This window comes from Streptomyces prunicolor NBRC 13075 (genome assembly GCF_000367365.1).
GTDB classification, from domain to species: domain Bacteria; phylum Actinomycetota; class Actinomycetes; order Streptomycetales; family Streptomycetaceae; genus Streptomyces; species Streptomyces prunicolor.
This window is the reverse complement of the sequence record NZ_BARF01000038.1, coordinates 127,093-153,860: the sequence shown is the minus strand read 5'-3', so window position 1 is coordinate 153,860 and position 26,768 is coordinate 127,093. Positions and strand designations below refer to the sequence as shown.

The window sequence follows — 26,768 nt, the reverse complement described above, 5'->3', positions numbered from 1 at the left end:
CGTTCGGCTCCGCTCACTCTCACCTGCAAGGCTTGTGGCTCACCCATGTTCGACGTCGCCGTCTTCGGCTCTCTCTTCCTGACCCTTTTTGTCATCATGGATCCCCCTGGGATCACCCCGATCTTTCTCGCGCTGACCTCCGGACGACCGTCCAAGGTGCAGAAGCGGATGGCCTTCCAGGCCGTGTGTGTCGCCGGTGGCGTGATCACCGTCTTCGGGCTGCTCGGGCATCAGATCCTCGACTATCTGCATGTCTCCGTGCCCGCGCTGATGATCGCCGGCGGGTTGTTGCTCCTGCTGATCGCGCTCGACCTGCTCACCGGCAAGACCGACGAGCCCAAGCAGACCAAGGACGTCAACGTCGCCCTCGTACCGCTGGGCATGCCGCTGCTCGCCGGGCCCGGTGCGATCGTGTCCGTCATCCTCGCCGTGCAGAAGGCCGACAGCGTGGCCACGCAGGTGTCGGTGTGGACGGCGATCCTCGCCATCCATGTCGTGCTGTGGGTGGTGATGCGGTACTCGCTGCTGATCATCCGGGTCATCAAGGACGGCGGGGTCGTGCTCGTCACGCGGCTCGCGGGGATGATGCTGTCCGCCATCGCCGTGCAGCAGATCATCAACGGGATCACCCAGGTCGTTCGCGCGAGCTGAGCCCCCGGCGCCCGGCGCAACGCAGAACCCCCGCACGGCGTCGGTGCCGTACGGGGGTCCTGAAGTGTGGTCGCGATCCGCATGAGGGTCGCGGGCTCTGTCGTAGGTATTACGTCGTCAGTGTTACGTCGTAGGTCTTACGTCGTGGGTGTTACGCGGCCTCGAGTGTTACGAGGCCTTGGTCTCGGCGGGGCGGATCCACAGTCGCTGTCCTATGGCGGCGGCCTGTTGCACGATCCGATTGACGGAGGCGGCGTCCACGACGGTGCTGTCCACGGTGGTGCCGTCGACCTCGTCGAGACGCATGATTTCGAAGCGCATGGCTTCTCCCTTCGTCTGGTCATCCTCCTGAGGAGAACTACTCGGTTACGTACGTAGTCAACGGGATGCGTGTTACAAACATTCCCTACGCTAAGGAAATTTTTCGCACGCCTAATTACTGACCGGTAAGAGATCGGCGTGGGACTGACCGGGACCGGTTGTGTTCGCAGCGTGACCGCCGGGACAATGGAGGCAATGAACGACGACCTCGCGGCCCTCAGCGCCCGCATCGACCGCACGAACGAGCTGCTCCAGCGCGTGCTCGCCGAAGTGGCGAAGACGCCCTCGACGCATGCGATCTTCGTCGACGCCGGGTATTTGTATGCGGCCGCGGGCCGGCTCGTCTCCGGGACCGAGGACCGACGCACCTTCGACCTCGACACCGAGGGTCTCATCGAGGCCCTCATCGACAAGGCCCGCACGATCTTCGCGGACAGCCGGCTGCTGCGGGTGTACTGGTACGACGGCGCCCGGCGGCGCATCCACACCTCCGAGCAGCAGTCCATCGCCGAACTCCCGGACGTGAAGGTGCGGTTGGGCAACCTCAACGCCAACAACCAGCAGAAGGGCGTCGATTCACTCATCCGCTCCGACCTGGAGTCCCTCGCCCGGCACCGCGCCATCAGCGACGCGGCCCTCATCGGCGGCGACGAGGACCTGGTCTCGGCGGTCGAGGCGGCCCAAGGGTACGGCGCCCGCGTCCACTTGTGGGGCATCGAGGCCCCGGAGGGCCGTAACCAGGCGGAGCCGCTCCTCTGGGAGGTCGACAGCCAGCGCACCTTCGACCTCGACTTCTTCAAGCCGTACGTGTCCCGGCGCGCGTCCGCCGTCTACGAAGCCACCGCCACCCGGCCCACCCGCGACGACGTCCGCTTCGTGGGCGCGCAGATCGCGGCGAAGTGGCTCTCGGCGCGGGGGCGGGAAGCGCTGGTCGAACTGCTGCCCGGGCATCCGTATCTGCCGGGTTCGGTCGACCAGGATCTGCTGGTCGAGGCGGAGGGGCTGCTGCAGTACTCGCTGCGCGGGCAGGCCGATCTGCGGCGGGCGCTGCGGGACGGGTTCTGGGAGCACCTGCAGACGCAGTACTGACCGCTGTCTAGCGAGAGTTGTCGTCCCAGAAGTCGGCGATCGCCTTGGCCGTCGCGGCCGGCTGGTCCGTGTTCGGTGAGTGCTCGGCTCGCGCGATGACCGTCCGCCGCGCCTTCAGCCGTACGGCCATGTCGTCCAGGAGCGGCACCGGCCAGGTGTCGTCGCGCGAGCCAGACAGGACGTGGACGGGGAGGGGGGCCGCGGCCAGTTCGGCCACTCGGTCCGGCCCTCCGCACAACTGGCGTCCCGCGGCGAGGAGTTGAGCCGGCTTCGTGCCCAGCCAACGGCGGCGCAGGTCCGCCCGGTCGTCGAGCCCCTCGTCCAGCCCACCGCCGGTCTCGGTCTCCTCCGGCGTCTCCATCGCCTGGATCGCGTCCCACACCTCGGCCATCGACATCACGGCGAGCGCGTCCCGCAACAGCTTCACGCGCTGCTGCTGGGAGGCGGAGATCTCCGCCGGCCCCGATGACATCAGCGTCAGCGACACGAACGGCGTGGGGTCCAGCAGTACGGCGGCCCGTGCGACATGCCCGCCGAAGGAGTGCCCGAGCAGGTGCACCGGCGCGCCCACGGTCTCGGCCAGCGCGAGCACGTCCCGCGCCAACTCGTCCTGGGCGTAAGGGGATTCGTCGTCCGCCGGCCCGTCCGTCTCGTACTGGCCCCGCCCGTCCACGGCCACGGTCCGGTACCCGCGCGCCCCGAACGCCTCGTGCAAGGGGTTGAAGTCCTCCTTGCTCCCGGTGAACCCCGGCAGCAACAGCGCGACCCCCTTCGGCTCGACACCGTCGCCCACGGGCGAGTCCACGACGGCGAATTCACCGCGAGCGGTCCGCAGGGGGTACGCGCGAGCACCGGGGGGCGGGGTGAAGGAGGGCGGCCTACTCATGGGTAGAGGTTAACCGCCGAGGCTGAGCGGGCTGGGTACGGGAGGGGTAACCGGGGTCAACGGGCTGGTGGGCGGCGCGGAGAACGCCGATGGCCCGGCCCACGTGAAGTGGTCCGGGCCATCGGCGTTACGGCGTTACTGAGCTGGTCAGCCCTCGGTGGTCTCCGCCGCCACCGTCGCCGCGGTCTTGCGCGGACGGCGCACCCTCGGCTTGGCCTCCGGTGCCTCCGCCGTCTCCGTGACGACCGGGGCCTCGGCGGCCTTGCGGGTCGTACGACGACGCGGCTTGACCTCCGCCTCCTCGGCCACCTGCGCCGGGATCTCGGCGGTGGCGGCGGCCTTGCGGGTGCGGCGCGGCTTGGCCTCGACAGCCTCGGCCGTGTCGACAGCGGCAACCGCTGCCTTACGGGTCCGACGCGGCTTGGCCTCGACCTCCGGTGCCTCTACGGCAACGGCAGCTGCGGCCGTCTTACGGGTGCGGCGCGGCTTGCTCTCGACAGCCTCGACCGTGTCCACGGCAGCCTCGGCGGCAACCGCAGCCTTGCGAGTGCGACGCGGCTTGGTCTCGGCGACGACCTCCGCCGGTGCCTCCGCGACTACGACGGCAGCGGCCGTCTTGCGCGTACGGCGCGGCTTCGTCTCGACGACCTCGGCGGTGTCCACGGCGACGACCTCGGCCGGAGCCGCGGTCTTCCGGGTCCGCCGCGGCTTGACCTCCGCCACGACCGGCGTCTCCGCGATCTCCACCACCGGCTCCGCGACCTTGCGGGTACGGCGCCGGGGCGCGGCCACTACGGCGCTGCCCGGCTCCTCGACCACCTGCGCGGGGATCTCGGCGACGGCCTTGCGGGTCGCGGTACGGCGACGCGGCTTGGTCTCCTCGACGGCCTCGACGGTGTCCACGGCGACGACCTCGGCCGGAGCCGCGGTCTTCCGCGCCCGGGTCCGGCGCGGCTTGGCCTCGACGGCCTCGGCCGTGTCGACCGCGGCCACGGCGGCGGGTTCGGTCGTAGCGGTGCTTACGGCCTCGACCGGCTCCGCGACCTGAACGGCCCGCGCGGCCTTACGGGTCCGGCGGCGCGGCTTGGTCTCCTCGACCGGAGCCTCGACCACGGGGGCCTCGACCACCGGGGTCACCACCTCGGCCTCGACCACCGCGACCGTCGGCTCCGCCGACTTCCGCGTACGCCGACGGCGCGACGTCGTCGGGGCGTCCAGGGTCGAACCCTCGGCCGTGGCTACGGCGCTCTCCGCGACCTCGGCCACGGGCGTGACGGGCGTGGAGGTGACTGTCGTGGCCGGCAGCTGCTCTCCCGTCGCTCCGTTGCGGTTGCGGCGACGACGGCGCGGGGTGCGGGTCGCGGTGTCCTCGGACGCGGTCACCGCGGTCTCCTCCGGAGAGGACGACGTCACGGCCGTAGCCGCCGAAGTCCCTTCCATCGGGGCGCCGTTGCGGGTCCGACGGCGGCGGCGCGGGGTGCGTGCCGCGCGCTCGGTGTCGGCGGAACGGGACTCGTCGCGGGTGTCACGGCTGTTGTCACGGCCGCTGTCGCGACCGCCCCTGCCGGCATCACGACCACTGTCACGGCCACCACGACCGCCATCGCGACCGCCCCGGCCACGCGGGCCGCCGCGACCGCCGGTCTCGCCGAGGTCCTCGACCTCCTCGGCGGCCAGCCCGGCGCGCGTGCGCTCCGAGCGGGGCAGGACACCCTTGGTGCCCGCGGCGATGTTCATCTCCTCGAAGAAGTGCGGGGAGGTGGAGTACGTCTCCGGCGGGTTCGGGAAACCGAGGTCCAGCGCCTTGTTGATGAGCTGCCAGCGCGGGATGTCGTCCCAGTCGACGAGGGTGACCGCGATGCCCTTGGCGCCCGCGCGGCCGGTGCGGCCGATGCGGTGCAGGTAGGTCTTCTCGTCCTCGGGGGACTGGTAGTTGATGACGTGCGTGACGCCCTCGACGTCGATACCGCGGGCGGCGACGTCCGTGCAGACGAGCACGTCCACCTTGCCGTTGCGGAACGCGCGCAGCGCCTGCTCGCGGGCGCCCTGGCCGAGGTCGCCGTGGACCGCGCCGGAGGCGAAACCGCGCTGCTGGAGCTGGTCGGCGAGGTCGGCCGCCGTGCGCTTCGTACGGCAGAAGACCATGACCGGGCCCCGGCCCTCGGCCTGCAGGATGCGGGCGACGAGCTCGGGCTTGTCCATGTTGTGCGCGCGGTAGATGAACTGCTTGGTGTTCGCGACCGTCGCGCCCTCGTCGTCCGGCGAGGTGGCGCGGATGTGCGTGGGCTGCGTCATGTAGCGGCGCGCGAGACCGATGACGGCGCCCGGCATGGTCGCCGAGAACAGCATCGTCTGACGCTTGGCCGGCAGGAAGTTGATGATCTTCTCGACGTCGGGCAGGAAGCCCAGGTCGAGCATCTCGTCGGCCTCGTCCAGGACGAGCGACCTGATGTGCTTGAGGTCGAGCTTCTTCTGGCCGGCGAGGTCGAGCAGGCGGCCCGGGGTGCCGACGATGACGTCGACGCCCTTGCGGAGCGCCTCGACCTGCGGCTCGTAGGCCCGGCCGCCGTAGATGGCGAGGACGCGCACGTTGCGCACCTTGCCGGCGGTCAGCAGGTCGTTCGTGACCTGCGTGCACAGCTCGCGCGTGGGGACCACGACGAGGGCCTGCGGGGCGTCGGTCAGCTGCTCGGGCTTGGCGCGGCCGGCCTCGACATCGGCGGGGACGGTCACGCGCTCCAGGAGCGGGAGGCCGAAGCCCAGCGTCTTGCCGGTGCCGGTCTTGGCCTGGCCGATGACGTCTGTGCCGGAAAGGGCTACGGGGAGCGTCATCTCCTGGATCGGGAAGGGGGAGACGATACCGACGGCCTCAAGGGCCTCAGCGGTCTCGGGAAGGATTCCGAGCTCTCGGAAAGTAGTCAGGGTGCTGCCTCTTCTGTGTGCGCGGTGCGAGGCGAGCGCGGGGGTCGTGTCAGGACCGTGCCGGGGGACGTCGGCTGCCTTACGGACAACCCGTGAGGGCAAGCCGTGAAGCACGGGACCACTGCCGACGCTCTAGCGCTCGAACCGCTGAGGGTCCCCCTCCGAACGACGTACGCAACATGCCGTACGGGCGAGGAGGGCTGTCGGGTCGGAGCCGATCGGGCCACCGACCGGGCATCCTCATTCGTGCGGCCCGGCGAATACTCGGCGGGCGCATTACCACCATACCCCGGAATCGCGCACATGCGTTGGCCGATTTGGTCACGTAGTCGTCGTCACACTGATTGACCAGGGACTTCAGCCGTGCTGTGAGCGGGCTATTGTGCGCTTCATGACGACCGCTGACAACGCCTCCGACGCGCCCGCCGAACCCACCGGAGTCGCCGCCCAGGACTGGGCCACGGCCTCCGCCGACCCGCAGTACCGCAACGCGGTCGTGGACCTGTTGGGCGCGCTCGCGTACGGCGAGCTGGCGGCGTTCGAACGCCTCGCGGAGGACGCCAAGCTGGCGCCGACGCTCGCGGACAAGGCGGAGCTGGCGAAGATGGCGTCGGCCGAGTTCCACCACTTCGAGCAGCTCAGGGACCGGCTCACGGAGATCGGCGCCGAGCCGACCGACGCGATGCAGCCGTTCGTCGCCGCGCTCGACGGCTTCCACAAGCAGACGGCGCCCTCGGACTGGCTGGAAGGGCTCGTCAAGGCGTACGTCGGCGACTCGATCGCCAGCGACTTCTACCGTGAGGTCGCCGCCCGCCTCGACGGGGACTCCCGCTCACTCGTGCTCGGGGTGCTCGACGACACCGGGCACGCCAGTTTCGCCGTGGAGAAGGTGCGCGCGGCGATCGACGCGGACCCGCGCGTGGGGGGCCGACTCGCCCTGTGGGCACGGCGGTTGATGGGTGAGGCGCTGTCGCAGTCCCAGCGGGTGGTCGCCGATCGGGACGCGCTGTCGACGATGCTCGTGGGTGGCGTGGCGGACGGCTTCGACCTCGCCGAGGTCGGCCGGATGTTCTCCCGGATCACCGAGGCGCACACCAAGCGGATGGCGGCCCTGGGGCTCGCCGCCTAGACACGGCTACGGCTTCGGGGGCGTGCGGCCGGTACGGCTATGCGGGGGCGGATCGTCCCCGGAGCCGCCTCGCCGGTCGAAGGAGCAGCGAGAGCGAGGCCGCCGAGACGACCGCCGCGCCGAGCAGGCTCGGCAGGCCGCTGCCGGGGCCGAGCGCGCTGTGGGTGACGAAGTCACCGAAAAGGGCTCCGGCGACACCCGTGGAGAACACCAGGGGGCGGGTCGGCAGACGGTGTGCGAGCCGGTGTGTGGCCGCCCACGCGAGCAGCACACCCAGCACAGCGGAGCCGAGCGCTTCCAGGATCATCACGGGGGTCCTTCCCACGGCCGACGGCGTTGTGCGGTCGTAGCCGGTCATACCCGTGACCTGCGGAATGCAATCCTCACCTGTGGGGGACTTGTGCTCCATCTGTGGCGAAAAAAATGATGAAACCAGCGGTGGGAACGCGAGGGGCCCGGCGACCTGCACGGTCGCCGGGCCCCTCGTTCCGTTTGTGACTACAGCGCGCCGAAGCCCACCTTGCGCGGGGCCGCCTCGCCGAGCTCGACATAGGCGAGCCGGTCGGCGGGGACGAGGACCTTGCGGCCGTGCTCGTCCACCAGGCTCAGCAGCGGAGCCTTCCCGGTCAGTGCCTCGGCCACGGCCTGCTCGACCGCCTCGGCGCTCTGACCGGTCTCCAGAACGATCTCGCGAGGCGTGTGCAGCACGCCGATCTTGACCTCCACGCTATGTCCCTCCGACGGTCAGCAAAGTGCGCGATCTTCCGCGCTGTACCCAGCACACATTAGCCCGGTGAGGGGACGTACATGTTCCGCGCCGAGAACGCCACGAGCGAACACCCTTCGGGAACAAACGCCGTTCTACGGCGCTCAGTGGTGCTGTTCGCTGCCGTGCAGCGGGAAACCGGCGATGCCGCGCCACGCCAGCGAGGCCAGCAGCTGGACCGCCTGGTCGCGCGGGACGCTGCGGTCGCTGTGCAGCCAGGAGCGGGCGACGACCTGGGCGAGGCCGCCCAGACCCGAGGCCAGCAGCATCGACTCGGCCCGCGACAGGCCGGTGTCCTCGGCGATGACTTCGCAGATCGCCTCGGCGCACTCGTTCGTCACCTTGTCGACGCGCTCGCGCACGGCGGGCTCGTTCGTCAGGTCCGACTCGAAGACCAGACGGAAGGCGCCGCCGTCGTCCTCTACGTAGGCGAAATACGCGTCCATGGTCGCCCGGACGCGCTGCTTGTTGTCCGACGTCGACGCGAGCGCGGTCCGTACCGACTGGATCAGCGACTCGCAGTGCTGGTCGAGGAGGGCGAGGTAGAGGTCGAGCTTGCCCGGGAAGTGCTGGTAGAGCACCGGCTTGCTGACGCCGGCCCGCTCGGCGATGTCGTCCATCGCGGCCGCGTGGTAACCCTGTGCGACGAAGACCTCCTGGGCAGCGCCCAGCAACTGGTTCCGTCGGGCACGGCGCGGCAGGCGGGTGCCCCGCGGGCGCGCCGCCTCTGTCTGCTCGATGGCTGTCACGCCGCCTCCCAAATGTCGTCCTCATGCGGTGAGCGCCGCGCCGCCATCGTACTTTTCGGTAACCGTGGTGTGCGCGGTGCGAGCGCAGAATTTCACGTACCGGACGATGGTGAAAGCCGTGCGAATGCGCTTAGAAGGGGATGTAGGGGGCGCGGGTGGTCGGAGGTAAGTGGCTTCTTCTTACTGAAGGGGCCCGGTCCGCCTACTGAAGAGGCCGGTCGAGATCACCGGTAGTTGTTCTGTCACCGGTAGTCGTCTTCGTCGAGGGGGACGACGCGGGCCTGTTCCGCCACGTCGGCCTCGTTGGCCTTGCTCGGGTCGACGTCGGTCGGTTGTTCGGGAGCGTCGTCCTCGGGGGCTTCGGTGTCGAACGGGATGTCGCTCTCGTCCTCGAACGTCGTGGGATCGCTTGGGTCGACGGTCATGGCGGGCTCCCTTCCTGTGTACGAGCCTAGGAGACGTCGGGCAGGGGTGCCATGGCTGACGCGGTAGGGCTTGCCGTAGGGCGCGCGAGGGGTGTCGTAGGACGTGCGAGGGGGTCGTAGGACGTGCGAGGAGTGTCGTGGCGCGCGCGAGGGGTGTCGTGGGGCTTGTGACGGCGAACACACGAGCTACTGCGTGATCGTCTCGTAACATTGCCGCATGTCTTCGACAGAGCTGCCTTCCGTGTCGGCCGCCAGTGTGCTCCCCAAAGTGGCGCCCGTCAGGGTCGGCGAGGGGGAGCGGCTCAGGTCGGTCGGGCTGCCGGGGATCACGCTGACGGTGCGGTCGAGAGCGGCGGTGCGCGAAGGGTTGCCGCCCGCGCTGTACGTCCACGGGCTGGGCGGTTCCTCGCAGAACTGGTCGCAGCTCATGGCCGAGCTCGACGGCCTGGTGGACAGCGAGGCCCTGGATCTGCCGGGCTTCGGCGACTCCCCGCCACCGGACGACGGCGACTACTCCGTCACCGGGCACGCGCGCGCGGTCATCCGTTACCTCGACGCGGCCGGGCGCGGCCCGGTGCACCTCTTCGGCAACTCGCTCGGCGGCGCGATCACGACCCGCGTGGCCGCGGTCCGCCCGGACCTCGTCCGCACACTCACGCTGATCTCCCCGGCCCTGCCGGAGCTCCGCGTCCAGCGCTCGGCGGTACCGACGGCGTTGCTGGGCGTACCGGGGATCGCGTCCCTGTTCACCCGCATCAGCAGGGACTGGACGGCCGAACAGCGCGTCCGCGGCGTCCTGGGTCTCTGCTACGGCGATCCCGGCATGGTGACGCCGGAGGCGTTCCGCCACGCGGTCGAGGAGTTGGAGCGACGACTCCAACTGCCGTACTTCTGGGACGTGATGACCCGTTCCTCCCGGGGCATCGTCAACGCGTACACCCTGGGCGGCCAACACGGCCTCTGGCGCCAGGCCGAACGCGTCCTCGCCCCCACCCTCCTCGTCTACGGCGGCCGCGACCAACTGGTCGGCTACCGCATGGCCCAGCGCGCGGCCCGCGCCTTCCGCGACTCCCGCCTGCTGTCCCTGCCGGACGCGGGGCATGTCGCGATGATGGAGTACCCGGAGACGGTGGCGGCGGCGGTCCGTGAACTTCTCGCGGATGCGGGGGAGTTGGGGGAACTGGGGCAGCCCGGAGAGGCGGCGGGAGCCGGTGCCGGTGGCTCCGGGGATGCCGGTGCCGTGCGGGGACGTCGTGCGGTTGAGGCGGACGGTTTCGGCCGAGGTGGCGTGGGCGGTGCGCGGGGGTCCCGGGGCGGCGGTTCGGTGAGTACGGTGAGTGATGCCGACGGTGCGGGAGCGGGCGCGGGGTCCGGATCCGGTGCCGGGGGCGATGGCAACGACGATACGAACGCGGGGAGTTGAGGGGGCGACGTGGGACGCCATAGTCGCCGTAGGTCCTCTGCGAAGGGTGACTCCGCGGATGTAGGCACAGGGGCGGGCAAGGGTGCGCGGGGCGCGCCGGGCGCTCAGGACTCCCGGGAACCTCAGGAGACGCGAGGCGATCTGGGGTCTCAGGGGACTCAAGGGACTCAAAGGGGGCAGGGGGACCGGCCTCGGCCTGGAGGGCCTGGATCAGCACCTGGACCGATACCGGTACCTGCCCGACAGCAGCCTTCGGGGGGCGGGTACCCGGGGTATGGGGCGTCGAGCCTTCCGGACGGGACGCCGGCGCGTGGGGTGCCGGGCTTGGTCGATGGGTCGGCTGCGCGGGCAGTTCCGCGAGCCCAGGGGGCGGCGCCTGGTCAAAGGGGGCCGCGTCTTCCCGATGGGACCCCGGCTCACGGGTCGCCGCGTTTCTTCGGCGGTAGTCCTGAGGTAGGAGACTCGCGTCTGCCTGGAGGCCCGCGTCTCCCTGATGGCGCTCCCGCGCGCGGGGTCCCGCCTTTGCCGGACGGCTGGTCCGCGCAGGGTGCGCCGCGTTCCGCTGACGGTACTCCGGCTCACGGCGCTCCCCGGCTTCCGGATGGCACTCCGGTTCGTGGTGGTCCGCGCGTGCAGGATGGAACCTCCGCGCAGGGCACTGCTCGCTTCTCCGATGGCACTCCGGCCCATGGGTTTCCGAGGCTTCCGGATGGCACTCCGGCTCGTGGTGGTCCGCGCGTGCAGGATGGAACCTCCGCGCAGGGCATCCCCCGCTTCCCCGACGGCACCCCGGCCCACGGGTTTCCGAGGCTGCCCGATGGCACTCCCGCGCGCGGTGTTCCCCGGTTGCCCGACGGAACTCCCGCCCACGGCACGCCCCGCGCTCGTTCCGGTCACCCCGAGCAGTCTGAATCCGGGGGCGGTTGGGGTGAGTTGAGGGGGCGGACCGGTGTGGGACCGTGCGGGTCGCTCGGCGCTTCTCTGGACCCGCGGAGCGCGTCCGGTATCCCCGGCGCCCCCGGCGTGCCCCAGACCCCCGTCGCCGGTATGCCCTCCGGGCCGGGGCCGGGGCTTCCCATACCGCGGCAGCGCCAGGCTCCTCCAGTCGGTCCCCGGCGGCGGGGGCAGGCCGGTCGTGGGCCCCGGCAGGACTACGTAGACGCTTTCGAAGCGGACGGCGACGACGTCTTCGCGCCTCGGACCGGTGTCGCGACGCACCCCTCCGACCCGTACGGCTCCGTCACCGACTGGACCCCCGAGAGCGACACCGGCGCCGACGCCGACGCCGACGACGCGCCCCCTGCCGACAGCGGCACCGACCCCGCGCCCGGCAAGGGGCGTAAGGGACGGACGTACACCGGTATCGCGGCTGCCGCCGTCACCACCGTGCTGGCCGTCATCGTCGCCGGGCAGGTCGCCAAGGACGGTGACGGCGACGGTGCGCGGTCCCAGGCGGCGACCGATCGGGCCCGGGATGCCAGAGAGACGGCCTCGCCGCAGGCAAGCCCGTCCAGTTCGCCGCGCCTGGTGGCTTTGACGTACGCCCAGAAGATGGCCAAGAAGTATCCGCTCGGCGCCAAGCTCAAGGGGCCGGACAAGTTCGACGCGGTGCCCGGTGTCGACAAGGCGCCCGGCAAGGGGCGCAAGTACACGTACCGCGTGGATGTGGAGCAGGGGCTCGGGCTCGACGGCACGCTCTTCGCGCAGGCCGTGCAGAAGACGCTGAACGACAAGCGGAGTTGGGCCCACAACGGCGCCCGTACCTTCGAGCGGATCTACACGGGCAAACCGGACTTCGTGATCACCCTTGCCAGTCCTGGTACCACCGCCACGTGGTGTGCCAAGTCGGGGCTCGACACCACCGAGGACAATGTGTCGTGCGACTCGGCGGCCACCGAACGCGTGATGATCAACGCGTATCGATGGGCGCAGGGGTCGTCAACATATGGGGACAAGATGTACGCGTATCGACAGATGTTGATCAACCATGAGGTCGGTCATCGTCTCGGCTACGGGCACGTCACCTGCGACAAGGACGGCGAGTTGGCGCCGGTCATGCAGCAGCAGACCAAGTTCCTCGACCATGACGGGATCCACTGCCTGGCGAACCCCTGGCCGTACCCGGGCAGTTGACGGGCGACGCTTATGTCACATTGACACGAGCCGCAACTTCCATCATATTTTTGCGCATGTGGTCTAGTCATGTCCCGAACCGCGCCGCCATCGAGCTGGCGCTCATCGGCGTGACCCCGCTCTGCGTGGCCGACATTCTCTGTCGCTGAACACCGCCTCTGGCGTTTGTGTCGCGACCCGCACCACCATGCCCTTGCCGTAGGACCTTGGCAGGGTTTTTCGACGACCTGACGCCGGGGCGGACGGCTGTTCGCTTCCGTCTCATCCCTCGTCCATCCGTCTCACTATTCGAGAACTCCCGGAGAGTTCCCGAGAAACCACCCCGAGAGGTCGTCATTCCGATGCGTCAACCGTCCATCATAGCCCGGCGCGTGGCCGTGGCATCCGTCAGCCTGGCCGTGGCAGCGGGCGCCGCCGCCTGCGGGCCGAAGGACAACGATGCCAAGGGCTCCGGTGGCGACTCCACGCCCCACAAGGGCGGCACGCTCACGGTGCTGAACTCGCAGCCCCAGGAGGACTTCGACCCGGCCCGCCTGTACACCTCCGGCGGCGGCAACGTCCCGTCCCTCGTCTTCCGCACCCTTACCACTCGCAACCGCGAGAACGGCGCGGCCGGCGCGAAGGTCGTCCCGGACCTTGCCACCGACACCGGGCGCCCGAACAAGGACGCGACCGTGTGGACGTACACCCTGAAGAAGGGCCTCAAGTACGAGGACGGTACGGCGATCACCTCGGCCGACATCAAGTACGGCATCGAGCGCTCCTTCGCCGCCGAACTCTCCGGCGGTGCGCCCTACTTGAGGGACTGGCTGGTCGGCGCGGCCGACTACCAGGGGCCGTACAAGGACAAGAAGGGGCTCAGCGCGATCGAGACTCCTGACAGCCGGACCATCGTCTTTCATCTGAACAAGCCCGAGGGCGAGTTCCCGTATCTCGCCACGCAGACGCAGTTCACACCCGTCCCGAAGGCGAAGGACACGGGGACGAAGTACGAGCAGCACCCGATCTCGTCGGGGCCCTACAAGGTCGTCAGCAACCAGAACGACGGTGAGACGATCGTCCTGGAGCGCAACACGTACTGGTCCACGGCCACGGACGCGGAGCGCAAGGCCTACCCGGACAAGATCGACGTGAAGTCGGGGCTCGACTCGTCCGTGATCAACCAGCGGTTGTCGTCGTCCCAAGGCGCGGACGCCGCTGCCGTGACGACGGACACCAACCTCGGGCCCGCCGAACTCGCCAAGGTTTCCGGTGACAAGGAGCTGGCCGCGCGGGTCGGCACCGGGCACTTCGGTTACACGAACTACATCGCGTTCAACCCGACGGTCGCGCCGTTCAACAACGTCAAGGTGCGGCAGGCGATCTCGTACGCCATCGACCGTTCGTCGGTGGTGAACGCGGCGGGCGGTTCGTCGCTGGCCGAGGCCGCGACCACCTTCCTGCCGAACCAGAAGTCCTTCGGCTACGACCCCTACGACCTGTTCCCGGCGGGCGCGTCCGGCAACGCGGCGAAGGCCAAGGAGCTGCTCAAGGAGGCCGGTTACCCGAAGGGGATCACGGTCACGCTGACGCACTCCAACGACAAGGACTTCGAGACCAGCCCCGAGATCGCGACCGCGATCCAGGACGCGCTCAAGAAGGCCGGCATCACCGTCAAGCTGCAGGGCCTGGAGATCAACGACTACAAGGACAAGATCCACAGCGTCAAGACCGAGCCGGGCTTCTTCCTCGCCCACTGGGGTGCCGACTGGCCCTCCGGCGGTCCCTTCCTCGCCCCGATCTTCGACGGCCGCCAGATCGTCAAGGACGGCGCGAACTTCAACACCGGCCTGCTCAATGACAAGTCGGTCAATGCCGAGATTGATTCGATCAACAAGTTGACGAATCTTGACGAGGCCGCCAAGCGCTGGGGTGCACTGGACAAGGAGATCGGCGAGCAGGCCCTGACCGTGCCGCTGTTCCACCCCGTCTACAAGCGACTGGTCGGCAAGGACATCAAGAACGTCGTGATCAGCGACTGGACCGGCGTCCTGGACATCTCCCAGGTCGCGGTCAAGTAACCCCATGAGTGAGGCACTTGTCGCCTCCCAGGCCGCCGGGACGGACATCTCCGTCCCGGCGGGCTCGGGGGCCCGTCAGTTCTGGCGGCGGCTGCGCGCGCAGCGCGCCGCCCTCGTCGCGGCGGTCGTCGTCGCCCTGCTCGTCCTGGTCGCGCTCGCCGCGCCGCTGCTCACCGCGATCGAGGGCCAGGACCCCTTCACCTACCACCCCTCGCTGATCGACTCCGCGCGCGGGGGCGTGCCGACCGGCTCCTTCGGGGGCATCACCGGCGGCCACTGGCTCGGCGTCGAACCGCAGACAGGGCGTGACCTGTTCGCCCGGCTCGCGTACGGCGCCCGGGTCTCGCTCGGCGTCGCGCTGGGGGCGACCGTCGTGCAGGTCACCATCGGGGTCGTGATCGGTGTCGCCGCCGCGCTCGGCAGCCGATGGGTTGATCAACTGTTGAGCCGGATCACCGACATCATCGTGGCGATGCCGTTGATGATCATGTCGTTGGCGCTGCTGGCGATCGTGCCCAGCAGCTTCCCGCGCCCTCTGCTCGTCGCGCTCGTCATCGGGCTCATCGCCTGGGGCAATATCGCGAAGATCGTGCGCGCCCAGACGCTCACCCTGAAGGAACTCGATTACGTCTCCGCGGCCCGGCTCAGCGGCTGGGGCACCTGGCGCATCGCCCGCCGCGAACTGCTGCCCGGGCTCGCCGCGCCCGTCATCACCTACGCGGCACTCCTCGTACCGATCAACATCAGTACCGAAGCAGCGCTGTCCTTCCTCGGCGTCGGCGTGAAGCCCCCGACGCCCTCCTGGGGACAGATGCTCACCGCCGCCGACGTCTGGTACCAGGCCGCCCCGCAGTACCTGCTGCTGCCCGCCGGCGCCCTCTTCGTCACCGTTCTGGCGCTGACCGTCCTGGGCGACGGCATCCGCACGGCCCTCGACCCGCGCGCGGCCTCCCGCCTGCGCATCGGCACGGGCCGCAAGCGCGAGGCGAAGGCGGACGCGAGCGGCAAGAAGGTCGCGGTGGACGCGAGCGGCAAGAACTTCGCAGCGGACGCCGATTCCGGCCGGTCAACACTTGATCCGAGCATCAAGACGATCAAGTCGGCCGACGCCAACGGCGTGAAGGACGCCAACGGCGAGAAGGAGGACCCGGCATGAGCGGCTTCGGAGGCTTCGTCCTGCGCCGAGGCATCGGCACCGTGATCACCCTGTTCGCCATCTCGGTGATCGTCTACGTGGTCTTCTTCGTCACCCCAGGGAACGTCGCCCAGATCACCTGCGGCCCGCGCTGCTCCCCGGAGCAAGTGCACCAGGTGGCCCAGCAGTTGAGGCTCGACGACCCGCTGTACCTGCGCTACTGGCATTTCCTCCAGGGCATCCTCGTCGGCCAGGACTACTCCACGGGCACCTCCGTGGAGCACTGCTCGGCGCCCTGCCTCGGGCTGTCGTACCAGGGCGATCAGCAGGTCACCCAGCTGATCCTGGCGAAGCTGCCGGTCAGCCTGTCGCTCGTGTTCGGCGCGATGGTGCTGTGGCTGATCCTCGGTGTCGGCACGGGCGTCCTGTCGGCGTGGCGGCGCGGCCGGTTCACCGAGCGCCTGCTGACCGGCATCACCCTCGCGGGCGTCGCCACCCCGGTGTTCGTGATCGGCCTGGTGCTGATGATCGTCGTCTGCGGGCAGCTCCAACTGCTGCCCTTCCCGCAGTACGTGAGCCTCACCGACGACCCCGAACAGTGGGCCTGGAACCTGCTGTTGCCCTGGCTCTCGCTGGCCCTCATCGAGGCCGCCGCGTTCGCCCGGCTCACCCGGGCGTCGATGCTGGAGACGCTCGCCGAGGACCACATCCGCACCTTCCGCGCGTACGGCGTCGGTGAACGGTCGATCATCGGGCGGCACGCGCTGCGCGGGGCGTTCGCGCCGATCATCGCGCTCAACGCCAACAACGTCGGCTCGGCGGTCGGCGGCGCGGTGCTCACCGAGACGCTCTTCGGGCTGCCCGGCATCGGACAGGAACTCGTCCATGCCGTCAATGTCGTCGACCTTCCGGTGGTGGTCGGCATGGTCCTGGTCATCGGCTTCTTCGTGGTCATCGCCAACGCCGTCGCGGACGTGCTGTACGCGGTGGCCGACCGACGGGTGGTGCTCGCATGAGCCAGGTGAACAGTTCGGTGGAAGGCTCGATGGACGTCTTGGTGGAAGTCACCGACCTGACGGTCGGGTTCGGGTCGCTGCGGGCCGTCGACGGCCTCTCCTTCCGGCTGGAGAAGGGCGCCGCGCTGGGCCTGGTCGGCGAGTCCGGCTCGGGCAAGTCCACGGTCGCCTCGGCCCTGTTGGGGCTGCACCGCGGCACGGGGGCCGACGTCGGCGGCTCGGTGCGCGTCGCCGGCATCGACGTACAGGAGGCGTCCGACGCGGACCTGCACCGGCTGCGCGGCGGCAAGGCCGCGATGGTCTTCCAGGACCCGCTGTCGTCCCTGGACCCGTACTACGCGATCGGCGACCAGATAGCCGAGGTGTACCGGGTGCACACGCGCGTGTCCCGTCGGGCCGCACGCGCGCGTGCCGTCGAGGTACTGGACCGGGTGGGAATTCCGGACGCGCTACGGCGATCCCGTTCGCGCCCGCACGAGTTCAGCGGTGGCATGCGGCAACGCGCCCTCATCGCGATGGCGTTGGCCTGCGAGCCGGACCTGCTGATCGCCGACGAGCCGACGACCGCGCTCGACGTGACCGTCCAGGCGCAGATCCTCGACCTGCTGCACACGCTGCGCGAGGAGACCGGCCTGGGGCTGCTGCTCGTCACGCACGACGTGGGCGTCGCCGCCGAGAGCGTCGACGAGATCCTGGTCATGCGGCACGGGCGGGCCGTCGAACACGGGCCGGTGGACACCGTCCTCGGTGCGCCGACCGAGCCGTACACCCGGGACCTGCTCGGCGCGGTCCCGCGTGTGGACGTGCCGCGCGCGCCCTCCGAGGCGTCCTCGGCGGCCCAGGAGGTCGTCCTGGAGGCGACGGGCCTCCGGCGTGAATTCGGGCGCGGGAAGCGGGCGTTCGCGGCCGTGGACGACGTCTCGCTGACCATCCACCGGGGCGAGACCCTCGGCATCGTGGGCGAGAGCGGCAGCGGCAAGACGACGCTGGGCCGGATGCTGGTCGGACTCCTGAAGCCGACGGCCGGCGAGATCAAGCCCGGCGGCGGCGTCCGTCCCGACGTCCAGATGGTCTTCCAGGACCCCGTCTCCTCCCTCAACCCCCGCCGCAGCGTGGGCGAGTCGATCGCCGACCCGCTCCGCGCGCGTGGCGAACGCGACGAGGAGAGCATCCGGGGGCGCGTACGTGAACTCCTGGAGCGCGTGGGGCTCGAAGGGGCGCACTACGACCGCTACCCGCACGAGTTCAGCGGGGGCCAGCGTCAGCGCGTGGGCATCGCGCGGGCGCTCGCGGCCGACCCGCGCGTGATCGTGTGCGACGAGCCGGTCTCCGCGCTCGACGTCACCACACAGGCCCAGGTCGTCGCCCTGCTCGGTGAACTCCAGCGCGAACTCGGCCTCGCGCTCGTGTTCGTCGCCCACGACCTCGCCGTCGTGCGCCAGGTCAGCGACCGGGTCGCGGTGATGCGACGCGGGAGGATCGTTGAACAAGGCCCCGCCGACGAGGTCTACGACGCCCCGCAGGACCCGTACACGAAGCAGCTCCTGGCCGCCGTACCGGCCCTCGATCCGCAGGTCGCGGCCCGGCGGCGGGCGGCGCGACGGGAGTTGGCGACGACGTGACGGTGCCGTCGCGACGACGAAACGGTGCTGTCCTCGCGACGGGACGGTGCCGTCCTCACGACGAAACGGTGCCGCCCCGCGACGTGACGGCCTCGTCGCTACGGCACCGTAGCGACGGCACGCCGGCGGTCTGACGTTCCGTGCGCGATTGATCTCTTAGCGCGACTGAACGCGACCCGCACGGGAAAGTTACGACCGTTCACCCCTTTTGGTGGCGCGATGGACAACCGTCCGTCGCGCCACCGCCTTGTCCGCATACGTTCGTCCCGCTGCGAGCCGCCGGGTCAACGGCGGCTCCCCATATGGGAGATCGGGGGTGTGCCCGTGCGCATAGGACTGCTTACGGAGGGTGGCTATCCGTATGTGAGCGGTGACGCCAGACTCTGGTGCGACCGGCTCGTACGCGGGCTCGGGCAGCACGAGTTCGACATCTACGCGCTCAGCCGCAGCGAGCGCCAGGAGGACGAGGGCTGGCTCGAACTGCCGCCCCAGGTCAACCGGGTGCGTACCGCGCCGCTGTGGACCGCCGAGGACGACGGGGTGACGCTCGGGCGCCGTGCGCGCCGGCGGTTCGCTGAGAACTTCGAGGAGCTGGCCGCCGTGCTGTGCGCGGGGGACGGGCAGGCGCCGGAGGTAGCGGACGGGGTGCAGGGCGAGCCGGGGGAGCCCTCCACCGATGTGGCGGACCGTTTCGCCAACGCGTTGTACGGGCTCGCGGAACTCGCCCGCGACGAGGGCGGACTCGTGGCCGCGCTGCGCTCCGAGAGCGCCGTGCGTGCGCTGGAACGCGCCTGTCGTGCGCCCGGCGCACTCCGCACGGCACGCGAGGCGCGCGTACCCGAACTCCTCACCGTCGCCGCGCACTTGGAACGCGCCCTGCGCCCCCTCTCGCTCGACTGGTACGAGGACGACGCCCTCGGCTCCGTGGACCTCTGCCACGCGACGGCCGGCGGCACCGCGGCCCTGCCCGGACTGCTCGCCCGGCACTTCGCGGGCGTACCGCTGCTGGTGACCGAGTACGGCGTGCAGTTGCGGACGCACTACCTGGCCTCCGCCGACGCGCCGCCCGCCGTACGGGCCCTGCTCGCCGCCTTCCACGGCAGGCTGGCCGCCGAGATCTACCGGCGGGCCACGCTGATCACCCCCGGCAACAGCCACACCCGCCGCTGGCAGGAACGCTGCGGCGCCGACCGTACGAAGCTGCGCACGGTCTACCCCGGCATGGAGGCGTCCCGCTTCGCGGAGGTGGGCGAGGCGCCCGACGGCGCGGACCCGGACACGCTGGTGTGGGTCGGCCGTATCGAACCCGCGAAGGACCTGATCTCCCTGCTCCACGCTTTCGCGGATCTCCGCAAGGAGGAGCCCAAGGCGCGCCTGCGGATCGTCGGCGCGCCGTCCGGTATCGAGGGTGAGGCCTACTTGGGCCACTGCCGGGCGCTGGCCGCGCAGCTCTTCCCCGACGAGGCCGATGGTGTGCACGCGGTCGGCGACAACCCGGTGTCCTTCGAGGAGATCGGCGGCCCGGAAGCCCCCACGCTCGCCGAGGTGTACGCGGCCGGCACGGTGATCGTCCTCTCCAGTGTCGTCGAGGGCTTCCCGCTCAGCCTGGTCGAGGCCATGTTCTGCGGCCGGGCGACCGTTTCCACGGACGTCGGCGCGGTGGTCGAGGTCATCGGCGGTACGGGGCTCGTCGTGCCCCCGCGTAATCCGCGGGCGCTCGCGGAAGCGTGCGTGAGCCTGTTGCGCGACCCCGCGCGCCGTGAGCGCCTGGGCGCCGCCGCGCGCGCCCGCGCCCTCGAACTGTTCACCGTCGAGCAGAACATCGAGGCATTTCACGGCATTTACCTGGAGATCGTCTCGCACGCCCCGGTCCGCCGGGTCGTCCTCGACGAGGCAGGCGAACCCCTCCCCTTTGCGGCCCCCGCCGAGGCCCACGTCCCCGGCCGCTGGACCGGCCCCATGGCCCGCGTCGTGGCCCGCGGCGGCCCCACCTGGGCGACGGGAGCGCCGGTACGCGCCACAACTCCCTTGCCGACGACGGAGGCAGCCCGATGAGCGGCCTCGGCGAACTCGACCGCCCTGGGACACCCGGTAGCGCGGAGGCGTGGGACGCGCGCTCGGAGGAGTGGCTCGGGGGGAGCGGGGAGCCGGGGGCGGAGGGAGAGGCGCCGAGGGTGAAGGGAGAGGTGCCGGGCGAGCTGTCGGCTGTCGGCCAGGGCGCCGGTGACGTCCGGGGCGCCGTTGACCGTGACGAAGCGGTGTCGGTCGTCGGCCAGGGCGCCGGTGATGCCCGTGTCGCCGCAGACCGTGACGAAGCGGTGTCGGTCGTCGGCCAGGGCGCCGGTGATGCCCGTGTCGCCGCAGACCGTGACGAAGCCGTGTCGGTCGCCGGCTCAGACGCCTACGACACCGCTCCGATCACCGCCGCCCCTGGCCCACGCGCCGCCGGCCCCGAAGGCGACGCCGAGCAGCCACACCCCCGTACAGCGCCCGAGCCGACCTCCCGCGCAACCGACCGCAAACCCGCCCCCACCCGCCGCGGCGCAGCCGACCCGGTCAAGGCGCTGATGCACCGTCACCGCGAGCTGTGCGAACGGGCCGTCGACCCGCTGGAGATCGCCGCCGGGCTGGAGGCCCACGGCGTCACCGATCGGACCGCCGCCCGCTTCCGGCACCGGGACGTGTTCGCGCTCGCCGAGGAGATGTACGCACGCGTGCCCCGCGACGAGGCGGCTGCCCCGCCCTCCGACGCCGTAGCCGCGCAGCCACCCCGCGCAGGCTGGGCCGTACTCGCCCTCCTGCCCGGAGTCCTGTGCGCCGCGGCCGTGATCGGGGTGCGGCTCACGGACGGTCGGCTGCGGCTGACGGCGGCTGTCGTCGGCGTTCTCGCCGTGGCGCTCGCGGTGCGCATCGCCCTCGGCCGCGGCCCGCTGAGCAACCCGCCCGGCACACACGCGTGGCGCACGCCCCCCGGCACCCGCCTGTGGACGTACTGGCTGCTGGCCTACGCCCTCCTCGGCGACGGACTGCTCCGCGCCGCGGCGGACGGCGGCCCCGACGGTCTGCCGACCGGCCTCGCGGGCGGACCCTGGCCCACGGCCACCGCACCGGTCCTGGCCCTCACCCTGGCCTGCGCCCCCGCGGCCTGGTGCGCCCACCACTTCGCCGTACGCGCCGGCCGCAAGCTCGCGACGAGCCGCGGTCTGGAGGACTTCGCCGACTCCGTACGACCGCTGCTGCTCGGCACGTTCGCCCTGTTCCTGTGCGCCCTGACCGCCCTCCTCGCCCTCTGCGGCGCGGCCCTGGACGAGCCCGCCGCGTACGCCCAGGCCCTCACGCTCGGCGCCCTGTTGCTGCTCGCCCGCCTCCTCACCGTCCACGGCTTCACTCATGCCCCGACGCTCGCCCTCGGCGCGGCGGCGGCGACGGAAGCGATGGCCCTGTCCCTGGACCTCATCGGCCGGCTCCCCGGCTGCGGCTTCCTGGCCACTCCCGTGGAAACCGTCCTGGACTCCTGGGGCCCCGGCGGCATCCCCGCCCTGGCCTGCGGAGCAGCCGCCCTGACCCTCCTGTTCCACACCACCCGCACGCTGACCAGAGCCTCCGCGCACGCGCCGGCGAACGAGCCGAGGTGACGACGCCGATGACCCGCACCAACCAGACGCGTCACCCAGCCGCAGGCGCCCGGCCCCACGGCCGGAGGCAACCGCATCACCCCTGTGAAGGAGAACACCAGATGATCACCTCCCGATCCGGAGAGTCGGCCCCGGGAGCCGTCCGATGAGGGTCCTGCTGATCGGAGCCAACGGCTACCTCGGCCGCTTCGTCGCCGACCGCCTGCTCGCCGACCCGGCCGTCCAGCTCACCGCGCTCGGCCGCGGCGACGACGCCGACGTCCGCTTCGACCTCGCGACCGGCAGCCCCGGAGCGCTCACCCGCTTCCTGGACGCCGTCCACCCCGGAGTCGTCATCAACTGCGCCGGTGCCACCAGAGGCGGCGCCCGCGAACTCACCCGGCACAACACCGTCGCCGTCGCCACCGTCTGCGAGGCCCTGCGCCGCAGCGGCTGCGGCGCCCGGCTGGTGCAGATCGGCTGCGGCGCGGAGTACGGCCCCAGCCAGCCCGGTTCCTCCACGGCCGAGGACGCCGTACCCCGCCCCGGCGGCCCGTACGGCGTCAGCAAACTCGCCGCCACCGAACTGGTCCTGGGCTCCGGTCTCGACGCCGTGGTGCTGCGCGTCTTCTCGCCCGCCGGACCCGGCACCCCCGCCGGTTCCCCGCTCGGTCGGCTCGCCGAGGCCATGCGCCGGGCCATGCAGTCCGGCGACGGCGAACTCAAACTCGGCGGCCTCGGCGCGCAACGCGACTTCGTCGACGTACGGGACGTGGCCCGCGCCGTCCACGCGGCCTCGCTCTCCGCCGCGCAGGGCGTCATCAACATCGGCTCGGGCCGCGCGGTCCGGCTGCGCGACGCCGCCGCCGTCCTCGCCCGCGTCGCCGGATACGGCGGCGCCCTGCACGAACTCGACGGTCCGCCCGGCCCGTTGCGGGCGGCCATCGGGCACCCCCGCACCGACCCCGACCACGCCGCTCCGGCCGCGTACCCGTACCCGGACGGCTGCGGGAGCTGGCAGCAGGCCGATGTGCGCACCGCCCGCGACCGGCTCGGCTGGCGGCCCCGGATCAACCTCGAAGAGTCCCTCGCCGACATCTGGATGGAGGCGGCATGCCGCATCTGACCAGCGCGACCCCGGGCACCGCGAGCACCGGCGTCCGCACCGGCTTTGGCATCCCCGGCTACGCGCACCCCCTGGTCGCGCCGACCGAGTGGGGCGACCTCACCCGCCCCGGCACCCCCTTGCACTGGGTCGTCCTCAACGTCTCCTCCGGCCCGGGGACCCGCCCCGACCCGCACTGCCTGGAGGCGGCCGGGCGGCTCCGCAACACCGGCGTCCGGGTCCTCGGCCACCTGGACGCCGCCCACGGAGCCCGCACCTTCGGCGATCTGATCTCCGAGGCACACCGCTACCGCGACTGGTACCAGGTCGACGGCTTTCTCCTGGACCGCTGTCCCACCGACCGGGCCTCGCTGCCCGAGGCCCGCCGCACGGTCACCGCGCTCCGCGAGATCCGTGACGGCGCCCACATCGTCCTGGGGCACGGCACCCACCCGCACTCCGGATACGCCGAGTGCGCCGACCAGTTGGTGACCTTCTCCGGGCCGTGGAGCGACTACCGCTGGTCGCAGGTGGCCGAGTGGACCGCCGACCACCCGCCCGAGCGCTTCTGCCACTTCGTGCACGGCGTCCCGCGCGGCCATCTCGACGAGGCGCTGCGCATCGCCCGCTGGCAGGGCGCCTCGACCATCTACTTCACCGACCGCACCGATCACGGCGGCCGCACCGACCCGTGGGAGACCATGCCCGGCTACTGGGACGAGATCGTCTCGCGGATCGGAACGGGTGTCTCGGAATGAAGAAGGGCATGGCAGTGTTACGGGGAGAACAACTGTAGTGATTGACCGACCAACGGAGTCCCCGTGTCGCTGCCACCCCTGGTCGAGCCGGCTGCCGAGCTCACCGTAGACGAGGTCCGCAGGTACTCCCGCCACCTGATCATCCCCGACGTGGGCATGGACGGGCAGAAGCGGCTGAAGAACGCCAAGGTGCTCTGTGTGGGCGCCGGCGGTCTGGGCTCGCCGGCGCTGATGTACCTGGCCGCGGCGGGCGTGGGCACGCTCGGCATCGTGGAGTTCGACGAGGTCGACGAGTCGAACCTGCAGCGCCAGATCATCCACAGCCAGGCCGACATCGGCCGCTCCAAGGCGGAGTCGGCCCGCGACTCCGTGCTGGGCATCAACCCGTACGTGAACGTGATCCTGCACGAGGAGCGGCTCGAGGCCGAGAACGTGCTGGACATCTTCCGCGAGTACGACCTGATCGTCGACGGCACGGACAACTTCGCGACCCGGTACCTGGTCAACGACGCCGCCGTGCTGCTGAACAAGCCGTACGTGTGGGGCTCGATCTACCGCTTCGACGGCCAGGCCTCCGTTTTCTGGTCCGAGCACGGCCCCTGCTACCGCTGCCTCTACCCGGAGCCCCCGCCCCCCGGCATGGTCCCCTCCTGCGCCGAGGGCGGCGTCCTGGGCGTGCTGTGCGCGTCCATCGGCTCCATCCAGGTCACCGAGGCGATCAAGGTCCTCACCGGCATCGGCGACCCGCTCGTCGGCCGCCTGATGATCTACGACGCCCTGGAGATGCAGTACCGCCAGGTCAAGGTCCGCAAGGACCCCAACTGCGCGGTCTGCGGCGAGAACCCGACCGTCACCGAGCTCATCGACTACGAGGCCTTCTGCGGCGTCGTCTCCGAGGAGGCCCAGCAGGCGGCCGCCGGCTCGACGATCACTCCCAAGCAGCTCAAGGAGTGGATCGACGACGGCGAGAACATCGAGATCATCGACGTCCGCGAGGTCAACGAGTACGAGATCGTCTCGATCCCCGGCGCCAAGCTGATCCCGAAGAACGAGTTCCTCATGGGCACCGCCCTGGAGACGCTCCCGCAGGACAAGAAGATCGTCCTGCACTGCAAGACGGGTGTCCGCAGTGCGGAAGTCCTCGCCGTCCTCAAGTCGGCCGGCTTCGCGGACGCGGTCCACGTCGGCGGCGGCGTGATCGGCTGGGTCAACCAGATCGAGCCCGACAAGCCCGTCTACTAGACACACGCTTTCCCGGGAGGGGCTCAGCACCACAGGTGCCGGGCCCCTTTCCGCTGCCCGGGCCGAGGCTCGGGCAGCAATCCGGGCAGCGGTCCGGGCGGACGCTCGCGCTACGAGGCGCAGACCTTCCCGTCCTTGGGCGCGGTCCCCTTCAGCAGATACGCGTTCACCGTCGAGTCCACACAGTCGCTCCCGCTCCCGTACGCCCCGTGCCCCTCGCCCTTCCAGGTCAGCTCCACACCGACGCCCTTGCCCAGCTCGTCGGCCATCTTGCGGGCACCCTCGTACGGCGTCGCAGGATCCCCGGTGTTGCCGACCACCAGGATCGGCGCCGCACCCGGTGCGCTGACCTCCGGGGTGTCGTACTGCCCGGCCACCGGCCAGTCGTGACACCACCCGGCCGTGTCCCAGCCCAGGAAGTCGCCGAACACGGGGGAGATCTTCTCGAACTCGGGCAGCCGCTTCTGCGTCTGCGCGGGCGTCGGCCGCTGCTTGTCGTCCAAGCACGATATGACCCGTTGGGACTGGGTCGTCGTGCCGTAGTGCCCCGCGCTGTCACGGTCGTTGTAGCCGTCGGCGAGCGCCAGCAGCTCCGAACCGTCGCCCTCCTCCGCGGAGTTCAGGGCGCTGGTCAGGGTGGGCCAGCTCTGCTTGCTGTACAGCGGAAGGACGATGCCGGTCAGCGCGAGCGTCTGGGTCAGCTTCCGCCCGGTCGAGGTCGCCAGCGGCTTGGCGTCGATCCGCTTCAGCAGGGCCGCGATCTTCTTCGAACCCTGAGCCGGGTCCTGGTCCCTCGACTTGAGGTAGTCGTCCAGGGCGCGCTGGAAGCCCCGGGTCTGGTTCAGCGCGTGGCCCACCGTGTCGGCGCTCGGGTCGACGACCCCGTCCAGGATCAGCCGCCCCACCTTCTTCGGGAACAAGTGGGCGTAGACACCGCCGAGTTCGGTGCCGTAAGAGATGCCGAAGTAGTGCATCTTCGTGTCACCCAGGACCTGGCGCATCAGGTCCATGTCGCGGGCCGTGTCGGTCGTCGACACATGAGCCATCAGCTTTCCGGCGGCCTTCTCGCAGCCCTTGCCGAAGGCGGTGGCGTCCTGGAAGTAGGCCTTCTCCTCGGCCGGCGTGTCCGGCGTGGCGTCGATGTCCTCGACGGCCTGGATCGCCTTGTCGCCGCGGCAGCGGACGCCCTCGCTGGCGGCGACTCCGCGCGGGTCCCAGCTCACCAGGTCGTAGCGCTCGTGCAGCGCGGAGACCGTGGTGGCGTACGCCGGCATGTAGTCAACGCCCGAGCCGCCGGGACCGCCGAAGTTGAACAGCAGCGAGCCGATGCGGGCGCCGCCCGTCGACTTGGAGCGGATCAGCGCGAGCCCGATCGTCGAGCCGCCCGGCTTCGCCCAGTCCAGCGGCACCTTGAGCGTCGCGCACTGCCAGTCGCTGCTCGGCGCGGCAGAGTCGGCGGTGGCCTTGCAGCGCCCCCAGTCGAGCTTCTGTCCGGTCAGCGACGCGGGCAGCGCAGACGTCGTGGAAGAGGACGAGTCGGCTGCCGACGGCTTGGCGTCCCCCGCGCCCGCGCCGTCCTTGCCGTCGTCGGACGAGCCGCTGCTACAGCCGGCCGTCAGCAGTGCGGCGGCGGCCATCAGGGCCGTCCACCGTACGAATCGCGCCATGTGCATTCCCCCCTCGCAGGCCGTCCGCGTCACGCCGCGGATGGCGGTCAGGCCA

General features: G+C 70.8%; 23 protein-coding genes. 15 read left to right on the top strand and 8 right to left on the bottom strand.

Annotated elements, in window-relative coordinates; all coding sequences use genetic code 11:
• Positions 1 to 45 precede the first annotated feature (45 nt).
• Entirely contained in the window at positions 46 to 651 is a 606-nt protein-coding gene (locus tag SPR02S_RS17960) for a MarC family protein (protein ID WP_019058374.1), read from the top strand.
• A gap of 168 nt (positions 652 to 819) precedes the next feature.
• Here SPR02S_RS17960 and SPR02S_RS63985 read toward each other — a convergent pair whose 3' ends face one another.
• Positions 820 to 972, bottom strand: a complete 153-nt coding sequence (locus tag SPR02S_RS63985; RefSeq protein WP_019058373.1) for a DUF8834 family protein — start codon at positions 970 to 972, stop codon at positions 820 to 822.
• Between the two features lie 195 nt (positions 973 to 1,167).
• On the opposite strand from SPR02S_RS63985, the gene SPR02S_RS17950 reads away from it, so the two are divergent.
• Positions 1,168 to 2,061: an NYN domain-containing protein gene (locus SPR02S_RS17950; protein WP_019058372.1), complete on the top strand. Its 894-nt coding sequence runs from the start codon at positions 1,168 to 1,170 to the stop codon at positions 2,059 to 2,061.
• 7 nt (positions 2,062 to 2,068) lie between these two features.
• On the opposite strand, the gene SPR02S_RS17945 is transcribed toward SPR02S_RS17950, so the two are convergent.
• Both SPR02S_RS17945 and SPR02S_RS17940 read right to left on the bottom strand, forming a co-directional pair.
• Positions 2,069 to 2,947: an alpha/beta fold hydrolase gene (locus tag SPR02S_RS17945; RefSeq protein ID WP_086021630.1), complete on the bottom strand. Its 879-nt coding sequence runs from the start codon at positions 2,945 to 2,947 to the stop codon at positions 2,069 to 2,071.
• A gap of 147 nt (positions 2,948 to 3,094) precedes the next feature.
• On the bottom strand, positions 3,095 to 5,779 hold the full coding sequence (locus SPR02S_RS17940) for a DEAD/DEAH box helicase (protein WP_019058370.1): 2,685 nt from the start codon (positions 5,777 to 5,779) through the stop codon (positions 3,095 to 3,097).
• Positions 5,780 to 6,260: 481 nt separating this feature from the next.
• Between SPR02S_RS17940 and SPR02S_RS17935 the strand changes: the two genes are divergently transcribed.
• The gene (locus SPR02S_RS17935; RefSeq protein ID WP_020684183.1) at positions 6,261 to 6,998 is read left to right on the top strand and encodes a ferritin-like fold-containing protein; all 738 of its coding nucleotides are present in this window, start codon (positions 6,261 to 6,263) and stop codon (positions 6,996 to 6,998) included.
• Positions 6,999 to 7,035: 37 nt separating this feature from the next.
• On the opposite strand, the gene SPR02S_RS17930 is transcribed toward SPR02S_RS17935, so the two are convergent.
• The 4 genes from SPR02S_RS17930 to SPR02S_RS17915 all read right to left on the bottom strand — a co-directional run bounded on the left by SPR02S_RS17930 (position 7,036) and on the right by SPR02S_RS17915 (position 8,938).
• Positions 7,036 to 7,305 carry a hypothetical protein gene (locus tag SPR02S_RS17930; protein ID WP_026150652.1) on the bottom strand — a complete coding sequence of 90 codons (270 nt, stop codon included), beginning with the start codon at positions 7,303 to 7,305 and terminating at the stop codon, positions 7,036 to 7,038.
• A 191-nt stretch (positions 7,306 to 7,496) separates the two neighbouring features.
• Complete coding sequence (locus SPR02S_RS17925) at positions 7,497 to 7,724, bottom strand: DUF3107 domain-containing protein (protein WP_019058367.1); 228 nt, start codon at positions 7,722 to 7,724, stop codon at positions 7,497 to 7,499.
• A 144-nt stretch (positions 7,725 to 7,868) separates the two neighbouring features.
• Positions 7,869 to 8,513, bottom strand: a complete 645-nt coding sequence (locus tag SPR02S_RS17920; protein WP_019058366.1) for a TetR/AcrR family transcriptional regulator — start codon at positions 8,511 to 8,513, stop codon at positions 7,869 to 7,871.
• Positions 8,514 to 8,755: 242 nt separating this feature from the next.
• On the bottom strand, positions 8,756 to 8,938 hold the full coding sequence (locus SPR02S_RS17915; protein ID WP_019058365.1) for a hypothetical protein: 183 nt from the start codon (positions 8,936 to 8,938) through the stop codon (positions 8,756 to 8,758).
• Between the two features lie 217 nt (positions 8,939 to 9,155).
• Here SPR02S_RS17915 and SPR02S_RS55885 point away from each other — a divergent pair, with 217 nt between their 5' ends.
• From SPR02S_RS55885 to moeZ, 12 genes are all read left to right on the top strand, one after another.
• A complete protein-coding gene (locus SPR02S_RS55885) occupies positions 9,156 to 10,361 on the top strand; it encodes an alpha/beta fold hydrolase (protein WP_026150651.1) in 1,206 nt (401 codons plus the stop codon).
• 630 nt (positions 10,362 to 10,991) lie between these two features.
• A complete protein-coding gene (locus tag SPR02S_RS17905) occupies positions 10,992 to 12,494 on the top strand; it encodes a DUF3152 domain-containing protein (RefSeq protein ID WP_086021629.1) in 1,503 nt (500 codons plus the stop codon).
• A 56-nt stretch (positions 12,495 to 12,550) separates the two neighbouring features.
• Positions 12,551 to 12,643 (top strand): Ms4533A family Cys-rich leader peptide, encoded by a 93-nt coding sequence (locus SPR02S_RS66150; protein ID WP_317773309.1) that lies wholly within the window; start codon positions 12,551 to 12,553, stop codon positions 12,641 to 12,643.
• 192 nt (positions 12,644 to 12,835) lie between these two features.
• Positions 12,836 to 14,554: an ABC transporter substrate-binding protein gene (locus SPR02S_RS17900; RefSeq protein WP_019058361.1), complete on the top strand. Its 1,719-nt coding sequence runs from the start codon at positions 12,836 to 12,838 to the stop codon at positions 14,552 to 14,554.
• Between the two features lie 4 nt (positions 14,555 to 14,558).
• Entirely contained in the window at positions 14,559 to 15,710 is a 1,152-nt protein-coding gene (locus tag SPR02S_RS17895) for an ABC transporter permease (RefSeq protein ID WP_019058360.1), read from the top strand.
• Positions 15,707 to 16,705 carry an ABC transporter permease gene (locus SPR02S_RS17890; RefSeq protein ID WP_019058359.1) on the top strand — a complete coding sequence of 333 codons (999 nt, stop codon included), beginning with the start codon at positions 15,707 to 15,709 and terminating at the stop codon, positions 16,703 to 16,705. Before SPR02S_RS17895 ends, SPR02S_RS17890 begins: the two co-directional genes overlap by 4 nt.
• Entirely contained in the window at positions 16,702 to 18,327 is a 1,626-nt protein-coding gene (locus SPR02S_RS17885; protein WP_019058358.1) for a dipeptide ABC transporter ATP-binding protein, read from the top strand. Before SPR02S_RS17890 ends, SPR02S_RS17885 begins: the two co-directional genes overlap by 4 nt.
• A gap of 324 nt (positions 18,328 to 18,651) precedes the next feature.
• Entirely contained in the window at positions 18,652 to 20,382 is a 1,731-nt protein-coding gene (locus tag SPR02S_RS17880; protein ID WP_078622930.1) for a DUF3492 domain-containing protein, read from the top strand.
• Positions 20,379 to 21,962 (top strand): hypothetical protein, encoded by a 1,584-nt coding sequence (locus tag SPR02S_RS17875; protein WP_026150648.1) that lies wholly within the window; start codon positions 20,379 to 20,381, stop codon positions 21,960 to 21,962. The genes SPR02S_RS17880 and SPR02S_RS17875 overlap by 4 nt, the downstream gene beginning before the upstream one ends.
• Positions 21,963 to 22,107: 145 nt before the next feature.
• Positions 22,108 to 23,067 carry an NAD-dependent epimerase/dehydratase family protein gene (locus SPR02S_RS17870; RefSeq protein WP_019058355.1) on the top strand — a complete coding sequence of 320 codons (960 nt, stop codon included), beginning with the start codon at positions 22,108 to 22,110 and terminating at the stop codon, positions 23,065 to 23,067.
• On the top strand, positions 23,055 to 23,804 hold the full coding sequence (locus tag SPR02S_RS17865; RefSeq protein WP_019058354.1) for a spherulation-specific family 4 protein: 750 nt from the start codon (positions 23,055 to 23,057) through the stop codon (positions 23,802 to 23,804). Before SPR02S_RS17870 ends, SPR02S_RS17865 begins: the two co-directional genes overlap by 13 nt.
• A gap of 63 nt (positions 23,805 to 23,867) precedes the next feature.
• A complete protein-coding gene (moeZ, locus tag SPR02S_RS17860) occupies positions 23,868 to 25,046 on the top strand; it encodes an adenylyltransferase/sulfurtransferase MoeZ (protein WP_019058353.1) in 1,179 nt (392 codons plus the stop codon).
• 110 nt (positions 25,047 to 25,156) lie between these two features.
• Here moeZ and SPR02S_RS17855 read toward each other — a convergent pair whose 3' ends face one another.
• Complete coding sequence (locus SPR02S_RS17855; RefSeq protein WP_019058352.1) at positions 25,157 to 26,713, bottom strand: alpha/beta hydrolase; 1,557 nt, start codon at positions 26,711 to 26,713, stop codon at positions 25,157 to 25,159.
• Positions 26,714 to 26,768 lie beyond the last annotated feature (55 nt).

Coding starts and splice junctions, on each gene's coding strand:
- SPR02S_RS17960 (WP_019058374.1), top strand. CDS start 46: ATGTTCGACGTCGCCGTCTTCGGCTCTCTCTTCCTGACCCTTTTTGTC.
- SPR02S_RS63985 (WP_019058373.1), bottom strand. CDS start 972: ATGCGCTTCGAAATCATGCGTCTCGACGAGGTCGACGGCACCACCGTG.
- SPR02S_RS17950 (WP_019058372.1), top strand. CDS start 1,168: ATGAACGACGACCTCGCGGCCCTCAGCGCCCGCATCGACCGCACGAAC.
- SPR02S_RS17945 (WP_086021630.1), bottom strand. CDS start 2,947: ATGAGTAGGCCGCCCTCCTTCACCCCGCCCCCCGGTGCTCGCGCGTAC.
- SPR02S_RS17940 (WP_019058370.1), bottom strand. CDS start 5,779: ATGACGCTCCCCGTAGCCCTTTCCGGCACAGACGTCATCGGCCAGGCC.
- SPR02S_RS17935 (WP_020684183.1), top strand. CDS start 6,261: ATGACGACCGCTGACAACGCCTCCGACGCGCCCGCCGAACCCACCGGA.
- SPR02S_RS17930 (WP_026150652.1), bottom strand. CDS start 7,305: ATGATCCTGGAAGCGCTCGGCTCCGCTGTGCTGGGTGTGCTGCTCGCG.
- SPR02S_RS17915 (WP_019058365.1), bottom strand. CDS start 8,938: ATGACCGTCGACCCAAGCGATCCCACGACGTTCGAGGACGAGAGCGAC.
- SPR02S_RS55885 (WP_026150651.1), top strand. CDS start 9,156: ATGTCTTCGACAGAGCTGCCTTCCGTGTCGGCCGCCAGTGTGCTCCCC.
- SPR02S_RS66150 (WP_317773309.1), top strand. CDS start 12,551: ATGTGGTCTAGTCATGTCCCGAACCGCGCCGCCATCGAGCTGGCGCTC.
- SPR02S_RS17900 (WP_019058361.1), top strand. CDS start 12,836: ATGCGTCAACCGTCCATCATAGCCCGGCGCGTGGCCGTGGCATCCGTC.
- SPR02S_RS17895 (WP_019058360.1), top strand. CDS start 14,559: ATGAGTGAGGCACTTGTCGCCTCCCAGGCCGCCGGGACGGACATCTCC.
- SPR02S_RS17890 (WP_019058359.1), top strand. CDS start 15,707: ATGAGCGGCTTCGGAGGCTTCGTCCTGCGCCGAGGCATCGGCACCGTG.
- SPR02S_RS17885 (WP_019058358.1), top strand. CDS start 16,702: ATGAGCCAGGTGAACAGTTCGGTGGAAGGCTCGATGGACGTCTTGGTG.
- SPR02S_RS17875 (WP_026150648.1), top strand. CDS start 20,379: ATGAGCGGCCTCGGCGAACTCGACCGCCCTGGGACACCCGGTAGCGCG.
- SPR02S_RS17870 (WP_019058355.1), top strand. CDS start 22,108: ATGAGGGTCCTGCTGATCGGAGCCAACGGCTACCTCGGCCGCTTCGTC.
- SPR02S_RS17865 (WP_019058354.1), top strand. CDS start 23,055: ATGCCGCATCTGACCAGCGCGACCCCGGGCACCGCGAGCACCGGCGTC.
- SPR02S_RS17855 (WP_019058352.1), bottom strand. CDS start 26,713: ATGGCGCGATTCGTACGGTGGACGGCCCTGATGGCCGCCGCCGCACTG.